Raw genomic sequence first — 21,388 nt, 5'->3', positions numbered from 1 at the left:
TTTTGAATTTTAATGTTGATAATTAGTTTACCCCACTTTATGTAATAGATTTTCTATTACATAAAGTGGGGTAAACAGTATTTTTATTGAGTTCAAGTAATGGAGAGGTAATCTATATCCCAAATGTTGCTAGGGAAAGATAAATTTTATTCTAAAAAAGTAATCTTTGAACTAGAATCTACACCCTCTATAACAAGTTTTAGAGGTTCTTCAAAAATTGTAGCTTCTCCTTCAGTAGTATGTGTTAACGGGAATTTGAAGTACCAATTAGAATTGTTATCCTTGCAATTATCCAACGGGCCTTTAAAACCAATACCTTCATTTACATAGAATGAACCGTATTCTCCATAGTTACTTAGTTTATTTACTCTATTAAACATCTCATTGTTTATGATATTTCCGTTTTTATCAAGCCATTTAAAACTAACTGCATGTGTTACTTTGATTCCGCAAAAATTTTCAGGAAGAATAATATTTCCTTCATTATCGTGATAATTATAATCAGGATTGTTGTCCTTTAGTGCTTGCCAATCAATACTTATTTGTGGGCTCGGGGAATCATCAGGAATATTAATAAAGTCAATAATTATTTTACCTTCATCATTAATACTAACATAATCTGGAATCACATCTCCTCCTCCTCCAGGAGTGGGGGTTCCTCCTCCTTCATTTGCTTTTTTATCCATCATAAAATCAAACTCATCCAGTTTCATTGCATTTTTCACTCTAATTCTAAACGATCTTTTCTTTGATGCATTTTTATAAAATCCATATGTCTTACGCTTATTTGCAGGTATTTCTATGCCTTCTTTAATTGATGCGTCGATTGGTTTCCAAACTCCATCTTTTTTAAATTCAAAATATAATTTAGGACCCCGATATCCTGTACATGGAGGATTCAGACATAGTATATTAGAGAGGTAGTGATCATTGTTTGAATTTTGAATAGATTTTGCACATATTTTTCCTCTCCATTTTTTAATATTTTTAAAAGTGGCTGAATAACGATATCGTTTTCCTTTTTGACACATAGCATCAGATAAGTTACTACAATCATTTTTAAAACTAGCGTAATTAATTGGTTTTTTGTCTAGTCTCACAAATTCAGGATTTCCTAAAAAACCTCCTGCAATAGAGCTGGTGAACTCACTGTTTTTACATGCAACTACAGTACTTGGTCCAGGGTTTTCAATACCTTTATTGATAGAGGTCTGGACTTGGTCTCTTGCCCATCCCTGAGGCTTAGCAAATGTTTTTCCAACATTTTGTCCTGTTTGTAAGAATGCAGGAACTCTTTGTCCTGTTTTTGACAATGCCCAAAAAATCTCGGCTTCGGACCAATCTTTTTTTGAAAGAGAAGCTAGATTATCCAGAGCAGAACAATTAGAACAATCACTTTCCTCAAGTATAAAAACCTCGTTGTCGTCATAATTAATAAAAGAAAGTTTGTTTTGGTTTTCTAAAATTAATGAGATACTTTTTTCTTTTTCAGTAGATTGCTGTATAGCTTCATAGGTCAATAGATCAGTTTGCTCACAAGAGAGTAAACTAAATACAATAAAAATGATGTTTATGATTTTAATTGTTTTCATAATGGTACGGTTTTAAAAGTTAATGTTTGAAAAATTATTAATACTATGTTTATTTATTTCCACCACAGTGCGGCAAATCGGTGTTTTGTTCCTTCACTATACCCTGTAATTGATTTTAAGGCATAGCCTTCTTCACTATTTTTATCAAATACTTCTTGATACTTTACAGGCCCTCTGCCTACAGAATATGTATATTTTTGTTGTTTCTTTTTAAAAATGGCAATGCAGTAGTTTTTACCTTTATGGGGATAAGCATTTACAAATACAGGGATCATGCCTTTACTTTCCATATCATCTATTGTTGGTTTCAGTTCTGAAATAGGTAAGGAATGTTTTACGTCCCAATTAGAATCTGATATCTTCTTAAAGGAAGCTGCGAATATTTTGTTAGTACCATTAGAACTACATGTAATACTCACAGGAGCATATCCATTATTTTTATAATGCTCTAATTTTTGTTTAAAAACAGTAAGTGACTTATTATGAAAAGCTTTGTAATCTGTAACATTAGTCTTTTCCATAATAATAGAATATTTAATCTGGTTGTTTTTATTATATGTATCAATATGGATTGGTCGGTACCCCTTATTCCAATATTCATCAAAGACTTTTTGATATTCAGAGGCAGAAAGATCATGCCTTGAAAGCCATTTTTTTATAGCAGGTTTAAAAATAGCATTGACATATATTTTTCCATTGACCTTATAGAAATCTGCATATTTTACAGCGCTTCCTTCTTTATCCATTACTTTTAAAATTCTATAGTATGCAGTTTCAGAAATACCATGTCTGATTAGGCTAATAGGCTTCCCTTTGGTAGCTTTATAGAAAGCATCAAAAACTACTTCTTTTATCACCTTATTAGTAATATCCTTCTGCTCGCCATTTCTATTCTCTAGTATAGTACTATTTACCATAATGATGGCATAATGATCATTAGGAAGTATTGTAAATACAGCTCTATATTGACCTTCTGCTCCATTATGAGAGGGATAATAGTTTGTTTTATCTTTAAATCTATTGTCAAATTTCTGACCAGAAAACACGATCATATCATCCCTTGTTTCCTTTGTGTCATCGATATAAAGTGAAGCCCTGGTTACAGGGCCAAAGAATGTATTAGTATGATAAAAAGTTCTGGCAAAATTTGCGTAATCTTGTGCAGAAACCATCCATCCTCCTTGAGTATGTGCGTGGGATTTATTAATGACTTGTGAAGAACCATCAGCATTATATGATTTAGCATATTTAATGTTGTTTGTTGGTTTATATATAGGCCTCATTTTTGGATTTACTTTGTTGAAAATATACGCTCTTACATATTTCTCATATAATGCTGCATATTCTACCACCATTTTCTGAGAGTGTATTTTAGGGTCATTACTACTGTTATATTTATTCTGGATCTTCTTTGTTTCCTCAGGATATGCTAATGAGGGAATTAACCAGACTAAAAGCCCTATATTAGTATTCTCATATTTTCTTTTAATTCCTACATTTGATTTTTTAAACCCATATGACATATTGAGATAATGATAAAATCCTTTCTCATAGACATATCCAGCATTCTTTGCCTTTTCAATCGCTTTAGCATCTTTACTGATTCCTGTTTTATGAGTAAGTAAATCTCTGTATGAAATTTTTTCGATCCCCGTTCCCATAAATTTAGTTTTCCATCTATCAGGAAGTTGATGAATTATATTCATATCTAATTGTTCTTGTACCGTTTTAGAGGAATGGATATGACGACTAAAAATATTTAATAAGGCTACTGCTGATATAGTTTTAAAAACAGAACCAATTCCTGATGCAACATCTGTTTTCATAGGTAAATTTCCATCACCTGGTATTCTTGCCCAACCATAAGAAACATTGGCTTGTATCTCTTTTTTATTCCCAACAACTATAGAATATCCTTTTACTTTTTTAAATAATTTTTGATGCACTACTTCCTTAAACAAGGCATCATTAAAAACAAAAGAAGAGGATATGTTCTCGTGTGCTGTTTTATTACTTACTTTGGTAAATCCCATACTGATATATACCAGTACTAGAATTAATGTTACTTTCTTCATTTTTATAGTGAGTTTTAAAAGTTATGAATTGACTAGACTAAATGGGGAATATTTTTCTTTAGGGGGCAATTTATTCAACTGTATTTTTTATAAAATCAAGTAATGAAGGGGTAATAATAGTTTCATTTTCTTTACCAATTGCATCATTGATCTCAGAATGTGTATACATACTTCCATCGATTTGAGAAACCGAAATAGAAACATTTTTTAATGCATCAATAAACTGATCCGCAATTGCTTTTCTCTCAATAGAACCTCTTTTTGCAATAAAAAAACTTGGATACGTAGTATTATATTTAAGATTATATATTGGTGAAGCATCTATATGCTGAGATTGATTTATACCAAATGCATTAATGTATAGGCGGTTTACATATTTACTATTCGTTATTTGTTCTAAAACGTTGTATCCTTCTGTATCGATAGAGGCTATTCCTCTAATAACGGAAGGTGATACTCCTCTTTTTTCTAAAAAACTTTTATTTGTACCTATTAACGATACCAAATGTGCTCCAGCACTATGTCCCAAAAGGATTATTTTTTCTTGATTTCCACCATATTGGTCAATGTTGTCATAAATCCATTTTATAGCATCGGCTACATCATTATTATGATCGGGATATTTCACTCTATTTGGATTAGCCAATTGAAAAGGAAATGGACTCAGCCTATAATTAAGACTTATGAAAAGCCAATTTTGTGATTGAAATAGTGATACTTTATTCTGGATTTTATTGTTTTTATCACCAAAAATCCAACCACCTCCATGAACATAAACAATAATAGGTTTTTTCTTATCTATAGAACTAGTATAGTAAATATCCAAGCTTAAAAGGTTATTATCTATTCCAGGTATAGATGCATATGATATGGTTTTCTTTAATGAAGTTTGTACCGTGACTTTATTCGATTTTTCTAATTCATTTAAAATGAATGCATCATCCGTATGGCAAGAATAGAACAATAGAAGAAAGCAAATCAATATTGAGAATATTTTAATCATCTTATTTAATTTTAAAAAAAAGGAAAACCTGATAAAGTTAATTAGGGAGTAGATTCTTTAATAAAAAGAAAGTATTATTAACATCTATAGTTTTAATACAACCGCAAGGTATTGGATAATGGATTAAGCGTATTGTACTCAGGTTACCAAAACTTGTATTATGGTTACAAATACAATAAAATGTAGGGGGAAGAAGATTAATTTCTGGATTGCGAAGGAGTTTTTCCGAATTCTTCTATATAGACTCTGGTAAAATATGCGGGATCTTTAAAGCCAGTTTGATATGCTATTTCTGCAATAGTCAGTTCTTTTTTGCTCAATAAGTTTCGCGCATGTTGTAATCGTATACCTCGGACTAATTTAGTAGGAGACATACCTGTTAAGTTTTTAATTTTCCTGAATAAGTGTACTCTACTGATATGTAATTTATCTGCTAGTTTAGGAATATTAAATTCATCATTATCCATGTTTTCACGGACCACTTCCATAACTGATTGTATAAAAGCATCAATATTTTTATTATTAGAACTTGCGTAGAAATTGCCTTGTTGGTACTTTTCTCGTAATTTATTTCGATTATCAATCAAATGATTCACTCTTATCAACAATTCATCTCTATCAAATGGTTTAGTCAGATAAGCATCAGCTCCTATGTTTAGTCCTTCTAACTTATCACCATGATTAGTTTTTGCTGTTAATAAAACAATTGGAATGTGATTAGTGGCTATATGTTCTCGCATAACTTTACCTAATTGCAATCCATCCCACTTTGGCATCATTACATCAGAAATAACCAGATCAGGGATATGTTCTTGACATAATTCCCAGGCATCACTACCATTGGTTGCAGAGAGTAACCGGTAGGTAGATTTTAAACAAAACTGAATGTATGTGTTGACTTCCTGATGATCTTCGGCTATTAGGATCAATGGTTGAGGTATTCCTTCTATGATTTGAACACTTGTTTTATTTAAAGTTTGTGGCTTAGAGTCTATTTCTGTTGCAGGGACCTGTATAGTAAAAACACTTCCATTCCCTACTTCACTTTTTACAGTAATATTCCCTCCCATCAATTCTACAAGCTCCTTGGTTAATGCTAGACCTAAACCTATTCCTTTAACCGTACTTATTTGCTCTCGAGAAAAAGGTTCAAATAACTGTGATATAAATTTAGGAGATATACCTATCCCTGTATCCCTTACAGAAAGCTGAATCATAGGTTGCGATCTTAAATGCACAAAATCAGCAGTGACTACTACATATCCTCCTTTTTTAGTGTATTTAATAGCGTTAGATATAAGGTTTGTTGTGGCTTTCTGCCATTTATCCTCATCATATGAGATATACAACATCTCTTTTGGCGAAGAAAACTTAAGTTGTATTTTATTAGATTCTGCTAATGAAGAAAAAGACCGTAATAGATATTTCTGAAAGGAGATAAAATCTCCTGTAGTATAATGTAACACTAGTTGACTATCTTTCATTTGGGCAATTTCCAGAATTTGACCTACTTGTTTGGACAAGTGCTTAGTCTGATTTTGTATTTGTGTAAGATGTTTGTCATTTTGATAAATAGATGAACTATTTAATTTATGCCTAATTTGGTCTATAGCACCTAGTATAACGGTTAACGGTGTTCTAAATTCGTGTGCAATCTGATTAAACCATCGTGTCTTTTTTTGTGATAATTCTTGCATATATTCTTTCTCAGAAAGTGCTGTTTTTCTTCTTAATTGTAAAAAATACCCTGTAAATAGTAGCATTACTATGCTTAATACATATAATGCATATGCCAAATTTGTTTGATACCATGTTGGGATTACCTGAATATGAATAGGAGGATGGTCAACATGCCAACTATCGTCAATGGAAAATGCTTCTACCATTAACTTATATGAACCTTTAGGGATATTAGATATTGTAAACATTCCGCTTTTCTGAACAGGTAACCAATTTTTATGGTACCCCTCTAACCGGAATCTATATCGGGTTTTTTTTGGTTCTTTATATGTTAATGTAGAAAATTGGTAAGTGATACTCTGATCAATCGGAGTGATCTTAATCGGATTCTGTTTAGTGATTTCTTTTGAAGGAAAACGGAAGACTTGTAATGTATTAGATTGGTGTTTGGTATAAGATAGCCAAACTAAATTAGGCTGAATTATAGATTGTAGTGTCACCTCGTCAGGATGGAAATACAGCAAACCACTGGTACTACCCATCCATATGTATCCATTTTCGTTTTGAAAGATAGAACTCAATAACATAGAGTTATCATACAAACCATCTCGAGAGGTATATGTATGGTATTTTTCTTTATCTGGTTCAAAGGAAGTAACTCCATGACTGATCGTACTCAGCCAAAGAGTTCCATTTTTGCTGCTGGTTATATTTAGAATTTTATCATCAGGCATTTCATCACTTCTTAGAAAACGTTGAAATTTATTGCTTAGAGGATCAAAACAATTTAAGCCTCCATCTGTTCCTATCCATAATTTACCATTCTTGCTTTGATGAATAGATTGAATTAAATTAGAACTTATACTATAGGGATCATTTTTGTCATAGAGAAATTGTTGATATACAGGGTTTTTATTTTCATCATGATTACTAATGTTAGAGATTTTTATAAGCCCTTCACTCATAGTGCCTATCCAAAGGTTATCTTCATTATCTATAAATAAATCTATAATTCGGAGCTTAAGATCTTCATGGTTTTTCGTTAGGGAAACTTCAAAATAATTCTGACCTTTTAGATCATAAGTGACTATACTATTCCATTCCGCGATCCATAAGCGTTTATTTTTGTCTTCTACAATCTTCCAACAGACAGAGGATGGTAATGGAATAAAAATATTTTCAATTGCTTTGGTAGTAGTATTAATTTTTAATAAATGTATTTTCTCTAAACTTTTATTAACTACCGCATACAGAAAACCATTACTAGCGCAATGCATAGAATTTATTTTCTTTTCATACAATAAACGAGGTTTCTTGATTTTTTCTTTTTCCCATACATATAAACCTTCAGGAATTGCAAACCAAACTTGATCATTACATTCTACGATTTCTCGAACTCCGCCAAGACACTCTTCGAACGATTTCAAGATTGGATGCCTAAAAGCTTTATGTTGGATAAGTTGAAATAAACCCAGATTGGTTCCTATCCAATAATTATCTTCGTGATCCTGAAACATACAATGTGCAGTTAACCTATCAGAACTATTTAAATTTAATAATGAAGATATTTCAAAACGTTCATACGATTGAAGGTCAGTAGAGTATTTCCAAATCCATTTTCCTCCATTAACCCAAATTTGATCGGCCTTATCTTTAAAAATAAATGATCTTGAATTATTATTGGAAACAATTGTAGTTTTAAATGGTAAATTCTCACGATACCATTTATTCTTTATTTTTTTTAGAAGATATAAAGCAGTATCAGTGGTCGCTAAGACACTGTCTTTTTTTATTCTAAAAATAGAAGTAACTTTTTTATTTTTTAATAACGGGAATTGATATGTACTGTCCTTTTCTATAGTGAATATACCTTTAGGTGTTGCTGCCAGAAGAGAAGTATCATTATGTACAGAAATATCTAAAGTTCTATATTCATATAATTTTTTTAGGACTTTACGTTCATGGTTATAAAAAAAAGTACCGCTTGAGGAGGAAATCCAAAGATTTTTCTCTGTATCCTTAACCAATTTATTCACAACAACAATTTTCTCTTTGTTTTTAAGTTGGGATAATGGATTAGAGAATGTTTCTAAATACGGGTCCATTTGATTTATACCCTTGCCGTGAGTGCCTAAAAAAAAATGTTCATTGTCTAGTTGAATGATCGATCTTACCCAATTGGCGTTAAGACTTGTTGAATCTCCAGGTCTGTAAGTATAGGGCGTAAAATCGTTACCATCAAATCTATTTAGCCCATTCTGAGTAGCACACCAGATAAAACCCTCATGATCCTGAAAAACATCTGATATCCAGTTGTTTGATAAACCATTAAAAATATCATAGTGTCTTACATAGTATGAATTTTGTTCTTGAGCAAAAACTAAAAAACACATATTAAATGTTAATACAATATTTATGTATTTCATTTATATTAATTTTTAGAATTATAATTTGATTAATATATTGAATATTAGGAAGATTTATTAGAAAAAAGATAAACAAGTGCATATCTTTTCCTGTATAAATATGTATTCCTACTAGGTTTAAAGTATCAACAAAAAGAAAAATACCATTCAGTAAAATGGCAAAAGTACATGAATTGATAACATTTATTTTATGATATTCTCCAATTGTTAGGTAGCAGCTCTTGTAATTGATTCACTTTATATTCCTGGATGTTTTCAAGCACATCTTTAAGCCAGATATAAGGGTCAATAGCATTGATTTTACAACTGGCAAAAAAAGAATATAAAATGGCACCTTTTTGTGCCGCTTTGTGAGATCCAGAAAATAAATAATTCTTTCTGCCCAACGCCAATGGTCTGATAGTATTTTCTACAAGGTTATTATCAATCATGTAACAACCATTAGTGGTATACCTTTTCAGTTTATCCCATAATTTTAGTGTATAGCCAATAGCTTTACCGATGGCGCTTTTAGGAAGTACTTGCAAAACTTGTTCTTTTAGCCAAATTTCTAATCTATTCAAAACAGGGATTGCGTACAACTCTCGATAACGTTTTATGAGTGTAAAGTTACTTTCCCGCTCTCTGGTTTTTCGTTCCATGGCATACAACCGTTGAATTTGTTCCAATACATAACTGGCTCTGGATGCATCATTATCCAGTGCTTTTTCAAAATACCTTCTTGCGTGTGCCATACAGGCCAATAGCGTAATACTTCCTTTAGTAGTAAGATTTATATATCCTGAATATCCATCGGTTTGAATGGTTCCGTTATAGTCCTGTAAGATTTCTTCTGGAACTTTTCTTGATCGACTTGGATCATACTTAAATAATACTAAGCCTTCTATAGGAGCATGATGTACCCAATGATATCCCATATGAAGTTTTCCTTTTTTAGCAGTATCCTGAACTCCGATAGGGGATTCATCTACCTGAAGATAGTTACTTTGTAAAAGTTCCTTTTGTAAGGTGTCATATAAGGGTTCTAATAATCTAGTGGTCGCATTAAACCAATTACAAAGAGTACCTCTGCTAATAGCTAAGTCTTGACTCTTAAATATTTGTTGTTGTCTGTAAAAAGGTAGGTGATGTACAAATTTACTAACCATGATATGAGCTAATAATCCAGCTCCTGCATTTCCTTTGGGAATAGGAAGTGATGGTAATGGAGCAACTACGATGTTTTCTTGTTCAGTCAAAATGTATTTAGGACGTATGATTCTCCTAACAAAAATAGTAGAGGGATTATATTCTAATATCTCCGTAACTTCCTCTCCTATCTTTGTAGCTCCTGCTAGTATATTATCGGGCTCTATGATTTCTTCTATTCTTGGCAAATGAGAGGGAAGTACCTGACGAACTGCTTGTTGTTTCTCCTGTACTTGTTTCTCTCTTTTGTAGCTAATTTCAATAGATTCAGAATTATTAATTGAACAAACATCTGATTGAGCTACAAATAAATCTAACTGTCCATTTTCTAAAGGAATATAACGTTCACTTTTACTACCAAAAATCAGATGTTTAAGTTCGGATAATTGTTGCTGTAAATACTGATAATCAAATTGTAGTTTTTGATGCTCCTTTACAAGAATATCATAGGATTCTTGCAATAAAGATTGTTGATCTAGCAAAGGTGTATCAGGTATTATTCCCACATAATAAAGATACCTAAAACCCATAAGTTTCGCAACAAAATCAAGCATTTTTAGCTAGAGATTTATAACGTTTTCTCTTATTGATATTGGTAATAGAAATACCATCTATGAGCAATACTAATTGTGAATATGATAATGAGATACTTTCCACTTCAGCATCATAATATGGAATCTCAAAAGTACCAGATTCTAAGCGTTTATAATAAAGCATAAAACTACTGCCACTCCAATGGAGTAATTTTACTTTATCACGGGTTTTATTGATAAAAATGTACACAGATCCATTCGTTGGAGATCTAGAAAGATGATTCTGTATCACTCCACAAAGTCCGTTAAATCCTTTTCGCATATCGGTGGGTTTACTATACAAATGAAATGTATGGGTAGTTGTGAGTCCAAACATTAGAAAAGGTTGATCAGATTTTTTAATTCTTTTTTACAAAGATCAGAAGGACATTGTAAAAAAACGCCATTGGGATAATGAATCTCAATAGGTACAATCTTAGAAATCGATACTGGTGTGGAAACTTCTACCGGAATGAATGCTGTTTCTTTCTTAGATATACTTTTCTTAGAATCTGGATATTCAGCTCTATACTTTCTATACCAATATTTCATGATCCCATAAGTGATGCCTTGTTTTTCACCATAGTCTCTTAAACTTAGACTACTCTTTTTCCATTTTCTTAGAATGGTGTACATCTCTTGTTTTCTCCTTGTGTCTTCTTTTTGCATAGCACAAAACTAAAACCTAATAAGAAGCCAAACAATATGTAGTTTGCCGAACGCTTACTTTTAGGGCTTCAATCTTTGGCCAATTATTTTTCTTGAAAAATAAAGTGACTTCACTTTCATTAAAAATAACCTTAGACTGTTTATTTAAGTTTTCTTTTGTTTTATGTTTATTAGAAGATACCAATTTTTGGCTGGGTTCTGGAACGCAGTTGTCCAAATTTTGGACTTTCAGTGTACTATCGCTTGTACCACTTTTGGGACAAGCTCTGGTCATCTTAATTTTAGAACCCCTTGATGGATGATATGATGGATAATAGGTAAGATATCCCCAAGCATCTAAATCTCGCAAATGATTATGATAAGTCGTTTTTGATTTCATTTTTGCCCGTTCCATTATTAGCTCACGATTAATGGTTAAGGTCTTTTTGAAAAACTTTCGATTCCATAACTGAAAGAATGCCAGATACAAGGTGATATGCCCTTGCTTAATACGCTCATCATTATAGAATCTTTCCAAGACAGTATTAAGGTGCGAGATGTAATTTACCTTTTCCATCGGTTTTAACTTTTAGACTTTTCAATTGCGCTTACTCGAGAATTATCTGAAAATGTTTTGCCTGGGTTCTCTTCTTCAAAAACCAATCTTTTTTTTTCAATCATAAGCGGTCTTTCATCTTTAGGCTCTGCTTGTTCAAAAAGAGATTGCAACATTGCAACAGTCGGTTTGGTTTGGTTCTTTTCAATATCTTTCATTATGGAAATCATTCCATTCATTCGCTTTTTGATGAGAAGAGAAATTCGCTTTTCTAATGTTTCCATATTTGGTCCCATAGACTCTGCTGGGGAAATACCATTTTCCTCAAAAAAATCAAGCATCATAAGTAATGTCATCGATTGTGATTTAGACATTTTCTTGCAAAATTTCCGAAACCTGTCTGCTACCGAAGCCTTAATCCCTAGCTTCTCAAATCGCTCTTTTTTAAATCCTTTATCCATTTTTTCTGAAAAAATTTGTTGTTTTTATTAGGCTGCCACGTTTTTTTCTGAAAAAACGATGCTAAAATACTAATCTTAAAAACAATCAATCGCTGTCAAGTACTGATTTTACTGGCGCTTTGAAAAAACTGAGTTTCGTAACATCGCGCTAGCGTGTTACCCTCTTGCTATACAACCCTTCCATTTTATTTCAGGTTTGCAGTACTTTATATCTAAAGCTAAAAAGCCTTTCAACTTAAATACTGACATCTCTATTTTTTAAGAAAAATGTACCACACTTTTATTCTATTCTTATAAAATAGCTTGAAGCGTTGATGTTTTTTTTATTCTGATTATAAGGATGTTACGTCAAAACCTAAGCCAATAATATATGGTGTCAATTGGTTTCAGTTAGTTGCCACAATGGCATTTATTCACATACTTATTATATCTTGAGCGTTTTCCTTTTCTTTTGATATTGAATTCTATGTATCCTGACTAATACCTCATTTATTTGTAGCAAAATGATACAGATTGCGATTCAATTCAGTTTTATTCACTTACTTCCCATAGCGCCATCGCCGTTACCTTTTCGGTAACCGACACTAAAATTGTGAGCGAGTAAGAACTTATAAAAGTGAGTGAGCGAACGGTTATGCAGTTCGTCTCGGACAGAATTTTAAACTTTGTGAAGAAATAGGTTGTCGTAATCTTTTTGCTTGGCGAACGCTGTCGCTTTTTCTGCGACTGTGTTCAAGATTGCCGTAGTGAACCGCTTTTCTCGGAATGAAGTTTTTCGCGAAATGAAGAGGAATGTGGTGTAACGGTTAGCAATTACCACACAAATTTGGTGTTATGAGCCGATTAGTCATTCTATTATGTTCATATTTTTATAGTGTTCAGTAACAATGAACAGCAAAAATAATGAGCAATAGAATCTAATAGTATGCTAAATCGGGTATAATTTACATTTCAAACAAAATAATATACCCAAAAAGGTATATTTTATGTAAATTTTAATATCTTGCACCCATATGGGTATAAATATGAAAGATTGGAATCGACATAATGCTATAGCTGATTTTGTTAGAACAAACAGAAAGGCAAGTAAAATGACACAGACAGAGTTATCTGACTTGACTGGCGTTGGACTTCGCTTTGTACGCGACCTTGAACAGGGAAAACCAAATTTAATGACCGATAAAGTAAATCAAGTATTGCTATTTTTTGGCCATACATTAACACCAACACCTATAAGCGATGAGACAAGGAGAAATTTGGGTGCATAAACAAAAAGCAGGAATGCTTATTGAAAATGACGAAGGTTATCTTTTTCAATATGATAAAGCATATTTGTCATTGAAAAATGCTACCCCTGTATCATTAACATTTCCGCTACAGGAAGCACCTTTTATATCAGATAATTTATTTCCTTTTTTCGATGGACTAATTCCAGAAGGATGGTTGCTAGATATTGCACAAAAAAACTGGAAACTTAATCCGAGAGATCGTATGGGATTACTACTAACCACCTGTCGAGATTGCATAGGTAACATAAGTATTATAGAAAATGAGTAGTTGCTTAGCCTGTCATAAACCATTAGCATCAGGGGATCATCAGTATCACCCTGCCTGTCTTGCTCGTTTCTGGGAAAGTGATACACCTGTATTTCAATTAGACTATGACGTATCACAAATAAATGAGCTTGCTGAAGAAAACGTTGCACAGCGTATTATAGTAACAGGTGTGCAGCCTAAATTGTCAATGGGCTTTACAAAAATTGCTACTGAAGAACGCTTAACCATAGTTGGGGCATTAAACGGGAGATATATTTTAAAACCACCTTATTCTGCTTATCCACAAATGCCAGAACTAGAAGCCTTGTGTATGCTAATGACCCAAGCTTGTGGTATTGAAACCGTTCCTTTTTTATTACTGCCTTTAAAAGGTGGAGAGTTAGCTTACATAACGAGACGCATAGATCGTAATGCACAAGGTGAAAAGTTCGCCATGGAAGATGCGTGTCAATTTAATGAGCGACTAACGGAGCATAAGTACAGAGGATCGTATGAACAAATTGCCAAAGGCATCATCGCCTACTCTAAAAACCCTATAAAGGATGTTGTTCATTTTTATGAACAAGTGATAGTGTCTTTCTTAATAGGAAATAATGATATGCACTTAAAGAACTTTTCGCTTATTGCAAAAGAGCCCAATGCATACGAACTCACACCTGCTTATGATATGGTCGCTGCACAATTATTATTGCCAGACGATCTAGAAGATTTAGCACTAAATCTAAATGGAAAAAAACGAAAACTAAAGCGAGGTGATTTTAACGAAGCCATGTTAAAAGCACACATACCAGAAAAAGCAATTGAAAATCTTTGGAAACGGATTGAAAAAGGAATGCAGGAATGGTCAGGATTGATTGACCACAGCTTTCTTTCACAAGAACGAAAAGAGAAATTTAAAGAACTAATAAATAAAAAAACAGCTCAATTGGCGCTACCATTAATCTAACCAAAGAACAACAATATTTCACAAAAACTAAATGACCTTCGAAAAAAAACATAAACTAACATTGCCAAGGTTAGAATCACTTTTACTTAAAGCCTGTGATGAACTACGAGGTAAAATGGACGCTTCTGAATATAAAGAGTTCATTTTTGGGATGCTCTTTTTAAAACGTGCCAACGATAAATTTACCGAAGAGCGGAAAAAACTTAAAGTCGAATACGAAAAAAGCAATATGCGAGCTGACCTTATCAAGCGTCAGCTTTCAAACCCTTCTAAATACGATTTTTATGTGCCACCTATTGCAAGATGGACGCTTACAGATGACGAAAAAGACCAATTAGCCAAAGATACGGACGAAGACAACCGAGATTTCAAAGGTATTCTTCACTTAAAAAAAAGTGTTGGTTCTGGCTTAAACAAAGCATTGCACGCAATTGAAGACGCAAAGCCAGAGGTTTTTGAAGACGTACTTAAAAACATCAACTACAACCGTAAAGTTGGAAAAAAAACCATCGATGATGCCAAATGGGTGTCGTTCATAGAAAAGTTTAATGATATTCCTTTAAAAGATGAAGATTTTGAATTCCCAGATTTATTAGGTGCTGCCTACGAATTCTTGATAAAGTATTTTGCGGATAGTGCTGGTAAAAAAGGTGGGGAATTCTATACACCTTTTGAGGTGGTTAATTTAATGACCAGAATCCTTGCGCCAAAACAAGGTATGAGCATTTATGATCCCGCAGTTGGTTCAGGTGGTATGCTCATTCAAGCAAAAGACTTTATCGCAGAAAATGGAGGAAACCCTCGTGACCTTTCCATTTTTGGACAAGAGGACAGTGGAACCACTTGGGCAATTTGTAAAATGAACATGATTCTTCACGGAATTCGTAATGCAGATATACGTAATGAGGATACCATTAAAAGTCCTGAACATATTGAAGATGGTAAATTAATGACCTTCGATAGGGTAATCGCCAATCCACCGTTTTCTCAAAACTACTCAAAAAAGGAAATGAAACATCCTGAACGTTTCCACACCTTTATGCCAGAAGGAGGTAAAAAAGCCGACTTTATGTTTGTGCAACATATGGCTAGTGTGTTGAAGAACAAAGGTAAAATGGCTGTGGTTATGCCTCACGGTGTACTCTTCCGTTCTGGAGATGAAAAAGAATGCAGAGCAAAGTTTATTAGTAGAGGAATACTAGAAGCAATAATTGGTTTACCATCTGGTTTATTTTACGGTACAGGAATCCCTGCTTGCATTATGGTTTTTAATAAAAAAGGAGCAAAAGACCGAAAAGAAATTCTCTTCATCAATGCTGATGCAGAATATAAAGAAGGGAAGAATCAAAATAAATTACGACCAGAGGATATTGAAAAAATCACCAATACCTACAACGCTAAAGCAGAAATACCTAAATACAGTCGTCGTGTTCCTATAAGTGAAATAAAAGACGAAGATTACAATCTTAACATTCGTAGGTATGTAGATAATTCGCCAGAACCTGAACCTCAAAACGTAAAAGCGCATTTAAATGGCGGTATACCTTGTGAGGAAGTAGAAGCGCTCAACGAACAATCTGAAGCATTGTTTGGTTTAAACAAAACCTTATTTGAAATAAGCGACAAGGAATTCTTAGCTTTCGCGAAATCTGTAAATAGTAAAGATGTCATTAAAGACATTATAGAAGCTAGCGATAATGTGAAGCAAAAATACGCCGAATATGAAACGCACATAAACGATTGGTGGGATAAGTACCATACAGATTTTGAGAACTTACCTGAAACTAAAAACCCAGCGTTACTTCGTAAGAAAGTAATGCCTGCTATTATTGAAGATTTAAACCATTTTAATGCCTTAGATGAACACGAAATACGTGGAGCGTTTGCACAATTTTGGGATGAATTAAAATTTGATTTTAAAAGTGTTGCCGCTAGTGGCTGGGGACCCGAATTAATTCCTGAAAAGGATATTTTACATAGTCAATTTCCTGAAGTTTTAGAGCAAATTGAAAACGATAAAACACGTATTGGAGAATTAGAAAGCTTATTCAGTGCGGCAGATGATGAAGATTATGAGGATGAAGACGATACAGGCATTTTGTCTAAAGAGACCGTAAAAAGTTTAAAGACGAAGCTAAAAACGCAAAACACTAACATTAGAACCTTTAAAAAAGAACTTAAAGAACTAAAGGCAGCACTTAAAATATTAGGAAAAAGCGAGTCGGTAGATGTTAAGGAGATAGCAAGTATTAAACAAAAAATTGAGCATCTAGAAAGCAAACAATTAAAAAAGGCTGAACAGAAAAAAGTAGAAATTGACTAGCAATTAGAAAAACATAGTGGGTTAGCGAAAGAACTTAGAGATTTAAAAGCCAGTATCAAAGCAGCCGAAGCTAAAAAAGATGAGTTAGTAGATGCAGCTCGAGCTCAAATTACGGAAGAAGAAGCTAAAGAATTAATATTGGAACGTTGGCTAAGCATTTTACAATCGCAATATAAGGGCTATGTAAAAGCTTTTATTAATCAATATATCCTTAAAGTTCAAAATCTAAATTCCAAGTATGATTTAACTATAAAGTCTATTCTAAAAAGTAGAGATGCCGATGCTAAACAATTAAATAAATTTTTAACGGAGTTGGGATATGAATAATTGGGAAGAAAAAACTGTAATTGAATTTGCAAGTGTTCTATCAGGAGGAACACCATCTTCGTCTGTTTCTGTTTTTTGGAATGGAGATATCACGTGGATTACACCAAGTGATATGAGCAAACTAAATTCTTATAAAATATCCAAAAGCCAAAGGATGATTACAAGTAAAGGATTAAATAATTCTTCTGCTGTTCTTATCCCTGAGAATAGTATTGTAATGTCTTCGAGAGCACCTATTGGCTATTTCGCAGTTGTAGATAATGAGTACTCTACTAATCAAGGATGTAAAAGTATTATTTTAAAAAAAAATGAAGTTCCTCTATTTCATTACTATAATTTCAAATTCAATGTTCAAAAATTTATAAATAAGGGAGAAGGAACAACTTTCATTGAAATATCAAAAAAGGAAATAGAACAATTAAAATTCAAAATTCCTAAGCCTAACCACCAACAAAAAATAGCAAAAATACTCAACACCATTGATGCGGTTATAGAAAAAACAGAAGACGCTATTACCAAATACCAAGCCATCAAAAAAGGAATGATGCACGATTTATTTACACGTGGTATTGATTTAAAAACAGGACAACTACGTCCAAGTTTTAATGATGCACCAGAATTATATACAGAAAGTGAGTTGGGGATGATTCCAAAAGATTGGGAAGATACATTTCTAGGAAAGTATAGTATCAAAAACATTTACGGCCCTAGATTTAATGCTAATGATTACTCAAAAAATGGAAATGTAAAAACCATCCGAGGGACAGATTTTTCTAAAGATGGAGAAATTTTATATTCACAATGTCCTATAGCTAAACTTCCTGAAAGTAAGGTCAATACACATTCCTTAAAAGAAGGAGATGTAGTTATAGTAACTACTGCTGATTGTGGTTTAACAGCTGTTTTTAAAAAACAAGATTTTGAGTATATACCTAGTGCTTATACTGTAAAATATAGTTTCAAAGACAATGTAGACCCATACTTTGTAAAGTATTTTATGAATACAAGTAATGCTAAAAAGCAAGTAGAGCAATTCATTAGAAAAGGAACTATAGCGAATCTTCCAAGCTCAGATCTATTTAGGTTTGGTTTTCCATTACCAAGCCCTGATGAACAAAAAGCGATAATTTTGAGGTTATCTCAAATAGAAAAATTAATAAATCAAGAACGAAAAAACCTAACAAAACACCAATCTATGAAAAAAGGCTTAATGCAAGATTTATTAACGGGTAAGGTAGAAGTAAAAGTTTAAAAAAATATAGATGTTTGATTTTAATTTAATAGTTCAGGAAGCAGAAGAAATAACCGGTTTTTGGTCTTTTTCTCAAAATTGGTTTGATATTCTTTCTTTGGTCTTAACGCTTTTAAGTTTATGGTTAGCGTATCATTTAGGTGAAAGAGGTTATAAAAGAGATAAAAAGGACAAAGACAAAGATCAGAAGGAACTTATTAAATCAGAAGTTAAACTTTTTGAAAATAACTTAGGGCAGTTAAACCTAGCCATAGACAGTCAATTAAAAGGATTCAACAAATACAAGGAAGAGCAAAATTTCAGCTTAGAATTTAATCCAGATGTACAAGTTGATTTTCTAAAGTTTATAGATGTTAAACATATTTATGAAGCTATCGGATTTAAGAAAGAAGATGGTATAGGAAAGGTAAATAGCCTTTTTGCAGCACTATACTCTTTAAACGATTTTCGACATTCTTTTAGGGATTCCGTAAGGACTTATAACTCTAGATACGTTACATTAGAAAAAAGATTCTACTTATACAGAAAGTTAATGTATAGAATGCTACACGAAATATGTAATAAAAGAGCAATTGATATACAACCAGCAGCAGGTGGATTGAATATCAACTTTGGAGATAATCATTTTGCTAGAGATTTCTTTAGGTTAAATCAAACTGTTTTAAATAGTCCTGAACTATTAGATGAAAATCAAATAGTAATTAGACCAAAACTAATTGAATTATTTATCATCCCACTTATTGAGTTAAGTAAACAGCACATTCCGTTAAACGCAGATGCTATTGAAATTGCAGATATGGCTAACGAGGTCAATTCTGCTTGGATTGATATGGAAGGAATTACTCAATCCCATTTTGGTGAAGTTGAAGGTCATATAAATAGCTTAGAAAAAGTAAGAAAAGAGATTATAACATTTTTAGAATTGAATAAGTAGAATGAATATTACGAATACAGAGATAGATATTAAAAAACTAATTGAGCTATCCTATAAAGAAGAAATTTGGTTACCTGAATTTCAGCGACCATTTGTATGGGATAAAAACCAAGTGAGGTTACTTATTGATAGCTTATACCGCAATTATACTATTAGTTCAATACTTGTTTGGAAAGGTGGAGATGAATTGGCAAGAAGAGCTGTAGGAGCTCGAGTAAAAGACATTAAAATCCCACAAAACAAACCTGAAGATGTTACTTATTTACTCGATGGACAACAACGTACTACAGCCTTAACTTTAGCTTTCACTGACAAAGCAATTTTTAAGGGTAATAATAGTAAAAAGAAAGAAAAGGTCTCACTCTTTTGGGACTCTGAATACCAAGGTGATGATGCAGAATTGAAGTGGATTTTTGATGATGAAAAGATTGATAACCCTGAGAATCCCAAAGAGCCTTTTATGTTGAAAGAGTATACCGATGAAGTTCTTTACGGGAAATTTGGTTCTCGATTTGTAAAAATAAAACACGCCTATTCTTTTGATGATACAATTGTAGAAAAATGGTTTGATATCACTAAAGAAAAGGAAGAAATTAAAATGCTTCGTTTTAAAAACGACTATAACAAAAAGTTAAAAGTTCTTGAGACAACTATCCTTTCGAGAAAGGTTTATGACATAGAGCAAAAAGGAAGTTTAGAACAAGTTCTTGAGGTATTTGAGCGTATAAACACAAAAAATACTAAGCTATCAATTTTTGATATTATGGTAGCCAAAACCTATCGCAAGTTTGATGAAGGCTATTTTGATTTACGCTCGTATTACAAAATCATCAAATATAAAGGCAACGTTAAAAATGATTATTTCCAAAACCTTGATGCTATAGATTTAGATATGGTAAATCTTCCTGTAGATGATAGTGATATGCTTCAATTATCAATGATTATTTTGAACAAAAAATTTAAAGGAAGTGAAATTCTAAAACTGAATACCAATCAGTTGATGGAAAATACAAAATTGCTTCACGATAAATTCGCCACATTAGTTCAATTTATGGATCAAAACTTCAACATCGAAGTTACAGAGCTTAGAAGATACAATCCTTTATTAAAGTTTTTAGCTGGTGCAATTTCTCACTTTGATTCCAGAGAATTAAAACAGAATGAATTTTTGAAGACCTATTTCTGGAATACGTTGCTTAAAAATCGCTATCCAGGAGCTCAAAGTGAACGTATTGCAAAGGACTTTGATTTATTAATTGAAACAAAAACTTCTTTGAATGAGAAGCTTGAAAAGATGATTAATGAAAACACTAGAAGTTTCGATTACTTACAAAGTACAACTACAAGTAATATAAAGTTGATTGACGCCCACTATTCTAATAGAAGCCAGCAAATGTATAGAGGGATGTTATTGTTATTAAAATCTAAAAATGTTAAAGATTTTTATAATGGTTTTACACCATTAAAAGATGTTATTAATGAGAACAAACTTGAAGAACATCATATTTTTCCTAAGCGCTCAGCATTAGGGAAAGAAATCGCTAAACAATATGAGAATCATAAGTACGATGATATCATTAATAATATAGCAAATGTTGCATTAATTACTAAAGAAACAAACAACAAACGTATAGGTTCAAAATTACCAAGTGTTTACATTACTGAATTTGAAAAAGAATATAAAGATTCAAAAAAGTATGATGAATTTCTTGAGATTATGGAATCTCAATTCATTTCAACTGATATGGTAGAACTATTGAAAAATGATGACTTTGATGGATTCATTGTTGCACGCACAAAATTATTACATCAGCAGATTGAAGAACTATGTAAAATAAAAGAATAATC

16 protein-coding genes are annotated in these 21,388 nt (G+C 32.4%); 7 read left to right on the top strand and 9 right to left on the bottom strand.

What is annotated here, in order from left to right; all coding sequences use genetic code 11:
* Positions 1–146 precede the first annotated feature (146 nt).
* The 9 genes from PQF96_RS24700 to PQF96_RS24660 form a co-directional block, all read right to left on the bottom strand.
* On the bottom strand, positions 147–1,592 hold the full coding sequence (locus PQF96_RS24700) for a hypothetical protein (RefSeq protein WP_271769308.1): 1,446 nt from the start codon (positions 1,590–1,592) through the stop codon (positions 147–149).
* A gap of 53 nt (positions 1,593–1,645) precedes the next feature.
* A complete protein-coding gene (locus tag PQF96_RS24695) occupies positions 1,646–3,667 on the bottom strand; it encodes a serine hydrolase (RefSeq protein ID WP_271769305.1) in 2,022 nt (673 codons plus the stop codon).
* A gap of 70 nt (positions 3,668–3,737) precedes the next feature.
* Entirely contained in the window at positions 3,738–4,670 is a 933-nt protein-coding gene (locus tag PQF96_RS24690) for an alpha/beta hydrolase (protein WP_271769302.1), read from the bottom strand.
* A gap of 197 nt (positions 4,671–4,867) precedes the next feature.
* The gene (locus PQF96_RS24685) at positions 4,868–8,776 is read right to left on the bottom strand and encodes a hybrid sensor histidine kinase/response regulator transcription factor (protein ID WP_271769299.1); all 3,909 of its coding nucleotides are present in this window, start codon (positions 8,774–8,776) and stop codon (positions 4,868–4,870) included.
* Positions 8,777–8,964: 188 nt separating this feature from the next.
* Positions 8,965–10,518, bottom strand: coding sequence for an IS66 family transposase (gene tnpC / locus PQF96_RS24680; protein WP_271769297.1), 1,554 nt, complete (start codon positions 10,516–10,518; stop codon positions 8,965–8,967).
* Positions 10,511–10,873, bottom strand: coding sequence for an IS66 family insertion sequence element accessory protein TnpB (gene tnpB / locus PQF96_RS24675; protein ID WP_271769295.1), 363 nt, complete (start codon positions 10,871–10,873; stop codon positions 10,511–10,513). Before tnpB ends, tnpC begins: the two co-directional genes overlap by 8 nt.
* On the bottom strand, positions 10,873–11,205 hold the full coding sequence (gene tnpA, locus PQF96_RS24670) for an IS66 family insertion sequence element accessory protein TnpA (RefSeq protein ID WP_271769292.1): 333 nt from the start codon (positions 11,203–11,205) through the stop codon (positions 10,873–10,875). The genes tnpB and tnpA overlap by 1 nt, the downstream gene beginning before the upstream one ends.
* A gap of 16 nt (positions 11,206–11,221) precedes the next feature.
* Positions 11,222–11,761: a hypothetical protein gene (locus tag PQF96_RS24665; RefSeq protein WP_271769289.1), complete on the bottom strand. Its 540-nt coding sequence runs from the start codon at positions 11,759–11,761 to the stop codon at positions 11,222–11,224.
* A gap of 5 nt (positions 11,762–11,766) precedes the next feature.
* Positions 11,767–12,201 (bottom strand): BfmA/BtgA family mobilization protein, encoded by a 435-nt coding sequence (locus PQF96_RS24660; RefSeq protein WP_271769286.1) that lies wholly within the window; start codon positions 12,199–12,201, stop codon positions 11,767–11,769.
* Between the two features lie 1,025 nt (positions 12,202–13,226).
* Between PQF96_RS24660 and PQF96_RS24655 the strand changes: the two genes are divergently transcribed.
* The 7 genes from PQF96_RS24655 to PQF96_RS24625 all read left to right on the top strand — a co-directional run bounded on the left by PQF96_RS24655 (position 13,227) and on the right by PQF96_RS24625 (position 21,386).
* On the top strand, positions 13,227–13,469 hold the full coding sequence (locus PQF96_RS24655; RefSeq protein ID WP_271769283.1) for a helix-turn-helix domain-containing protein: 243 nt from the start codon (positions 13,227–13,229) through the stop codon (positions 13,467–13,469).
* Positions 13,441–13,758 carry a HipA N-terminal domain-containing protein gene (locus tag PQF96_RS24650; protein ID WP_271769281.1) on the top strand — a complete coding sequence of 106 codons (318 nt, stop codon included), beginning with the start codon at positions 13,441–13,443 and terminating at the stop codon, positions 13,756–13,758. Before PQF96_RS24655 ends, PQF96_RS24650 begins: the two co-directional genes overlap by 29 nt.
* A complete protein-coding gene (locus tag PQF96_RS24645; protein WP_271769278.1) occupies positions 13,751–14,704 on the top strand; it encodes a HipA domain-containing protein in 954 nt (317 codons plus the stop codon). The genes PQF96_RS24650 and PQF96_RS24645 overlap by 8 nt, the downstream gene beginning before the upstream one ends.
* Before the next feature lie 31 nt (positions 14,705–14,735).
* Entirely contained in the window at positions 14,736–17,027 is a 2,292-nt protein-coding gene (locus PQF96_RS24640; protein WP_271769276.1) for a type I restriction-modification system subunit M, read from the top strand.
* Between the two features lie 319 nt (positions 17,028–17,346).
* Positions 17,347–18,606, top strand: a complete 1,260-nt coding sequence (locus PQF96_RS24635; RefSeq protein ID WP_271769273.1) for a restriction endonuclease subunit S — start codon at positions 17,347–17,349, stop codon at positions 18,604–18,606.
* A 10-nt stretch (positions 18,607–18,616) separates the two neighbouring features.
* Positions 18,617–19,540, top strand: coding sequence for a hypothetical protein (locus tag PQF96_RS24630; RefSeq protein ID WP_271769270.1), 924 nt, complete (start codon positions 18,617–18,619; stop codon positions 19,538–19,540).
* 1 nt (position 19,541) lies between these two features.
* Positions 19,542–21,386 carry a DUF262 domain-containing protein gene (locus PQF96_RS24625; protein WP_271769267.1) on the top strand — a complete coding sequence of 615 codons (1,845 nt, stop codon included), beginning with the start codon at positions 19,542–19,544 and terminating at the stop codon, positions 21,384–21,386.
* Positions 21,387–21,388: the final 2 nt, after the last annotated feature.

The sequence above is a fragment of the Aquimarina algiphila genome (genome assembly GCF_947494415.1).
GTDB classification, from domain to species: domain Bacteria; phylum Bacteroidota; class Bacteroidia; order Flavobacteriales; family Flavobacteriaceae; genus Aquimarina; species Aquimarina algiphila.
This window is presented reverse-complemented; position numbering and strand designations above follow the sequence as displayed.

What these genes read in the sequence shown, in the direction of transcription:
- PQF96_RS24700 (WP_271769308.1), bottom strand. Translation starts at nt 1,592, where the DNA reads ATGAAAACAATTAAAATCATAAACATCATTTTTATTGTATTTAGTTTA.
- PQF96_RS24695 (WP_271769305.1), bottom strand. Translation starts at nt 3,667, where the DNA reads ATGAAGAAAGTAACATTAATTCTAGTACTGGTATATATCAGTATGGGA.
- PQF96_RS24690 (WP_271769302.1), bottom strand. Translation starts at nt 4,670, where the DNA reads ATGATTAAAATATTCTCAATATTGATTTGCTTTCTTCTATTGTTCTAT.
- PQF96_RS24685 (WP_271769299.1), bottom strand. Translation starts at nt 8,776, where the DNA reads ATGAAATACATAAATATTGTATTAACATTTAATATGTGTTTTTTAGTT.
- tnpC (WP_271769297.1), bottom strand. Translation starts at nt 10,518, where the DNA reads ATGCTTGATTTTGTTGCGAAACTTATGGGTTTTAGGTATCTTTATTAT.
- tnpB (WP_271769295.1), bottom strand. Translation starts at nt 10,873, where the DNA reads ATGTTTGGACTCACAACTACCCATACATTTCATTTGTATAGTAAACCC.
- tnpA (WP_271769292.1), bottom strand. Translation starts at nt 11,205, where the DNA reads ATGCAAAAAGAAGACACAAGGAGAAAACAAGAGATGTACACCATTCTA.
- PQF96_RS24665 (WP_271769289.1), bottom strand. Translation starts at nt 11,761, where the DNA reads ATGGAAAAGGTAAATTACATCTCGCACCTTAATACTGTCTTGGAAAGA.
- PQF96_RS24660 (WP_271769286.1), bottom strand. Translation starts at nt 12,201, where the DNA reads ATGGATAAAGGATTTAAAAAAGAGCGATTTGAGAAGCTAGGGATTAAG.
- PQF96_RS24655 (WP_271769283.1), top strand. Translation starts at nt 13,227, where the DNA reads ATGAAAGATTGGAATCGACATAATGCTATAGCTGATTTTGTTAGAACA.
- PQF96_RS24650 (WP_271769281.1), top strand. Translation starts at nt 13,441, where the DNA reads ATGAGACAAGGAGAAATTTGGGTGCATAAACAAAAAGCAGGAATGCTT.
- PQF96_RS24645 (WP_271769278.1), top strand. Translation starts at nt 13,751, where the DNA reads ATGAGTAGTTGCTTAGCCTGTCATAAACCATTAGCATCAGGGGATCAT.
- PQF96_RS24640 (WP_271769276.1), top strand. Translation starts at nt 14,736, where the DNA reads ATGACCTTCGAAAAAAAACATAAACTAACATTGCCAAGGTTAGAATCA.
- PQF96_RS24635 (WP_271769273.1), top strand. Translation starts at nt 17,347, where the DNA reads ATGAATAATTGGGAAGAAAAAACTGTAATTGAATTTGCAAGTGTTCTA.
- PQF96_RS24630 (WP_271769270.1), top strand. Translation starts at nt 18,617, where the DNA reads ATGTTTGATTTTAATTTAATAGTTCAGGAAGCAGAAGAAATAACCGGT.
- PQF96_RS24625 (WP_271769267.1), top strand. Translation starts at nt 19,542, where the DNA reads ATGAATATTACGAATACAGAGATAGATATTAAAAAACTAATTGAGCTA.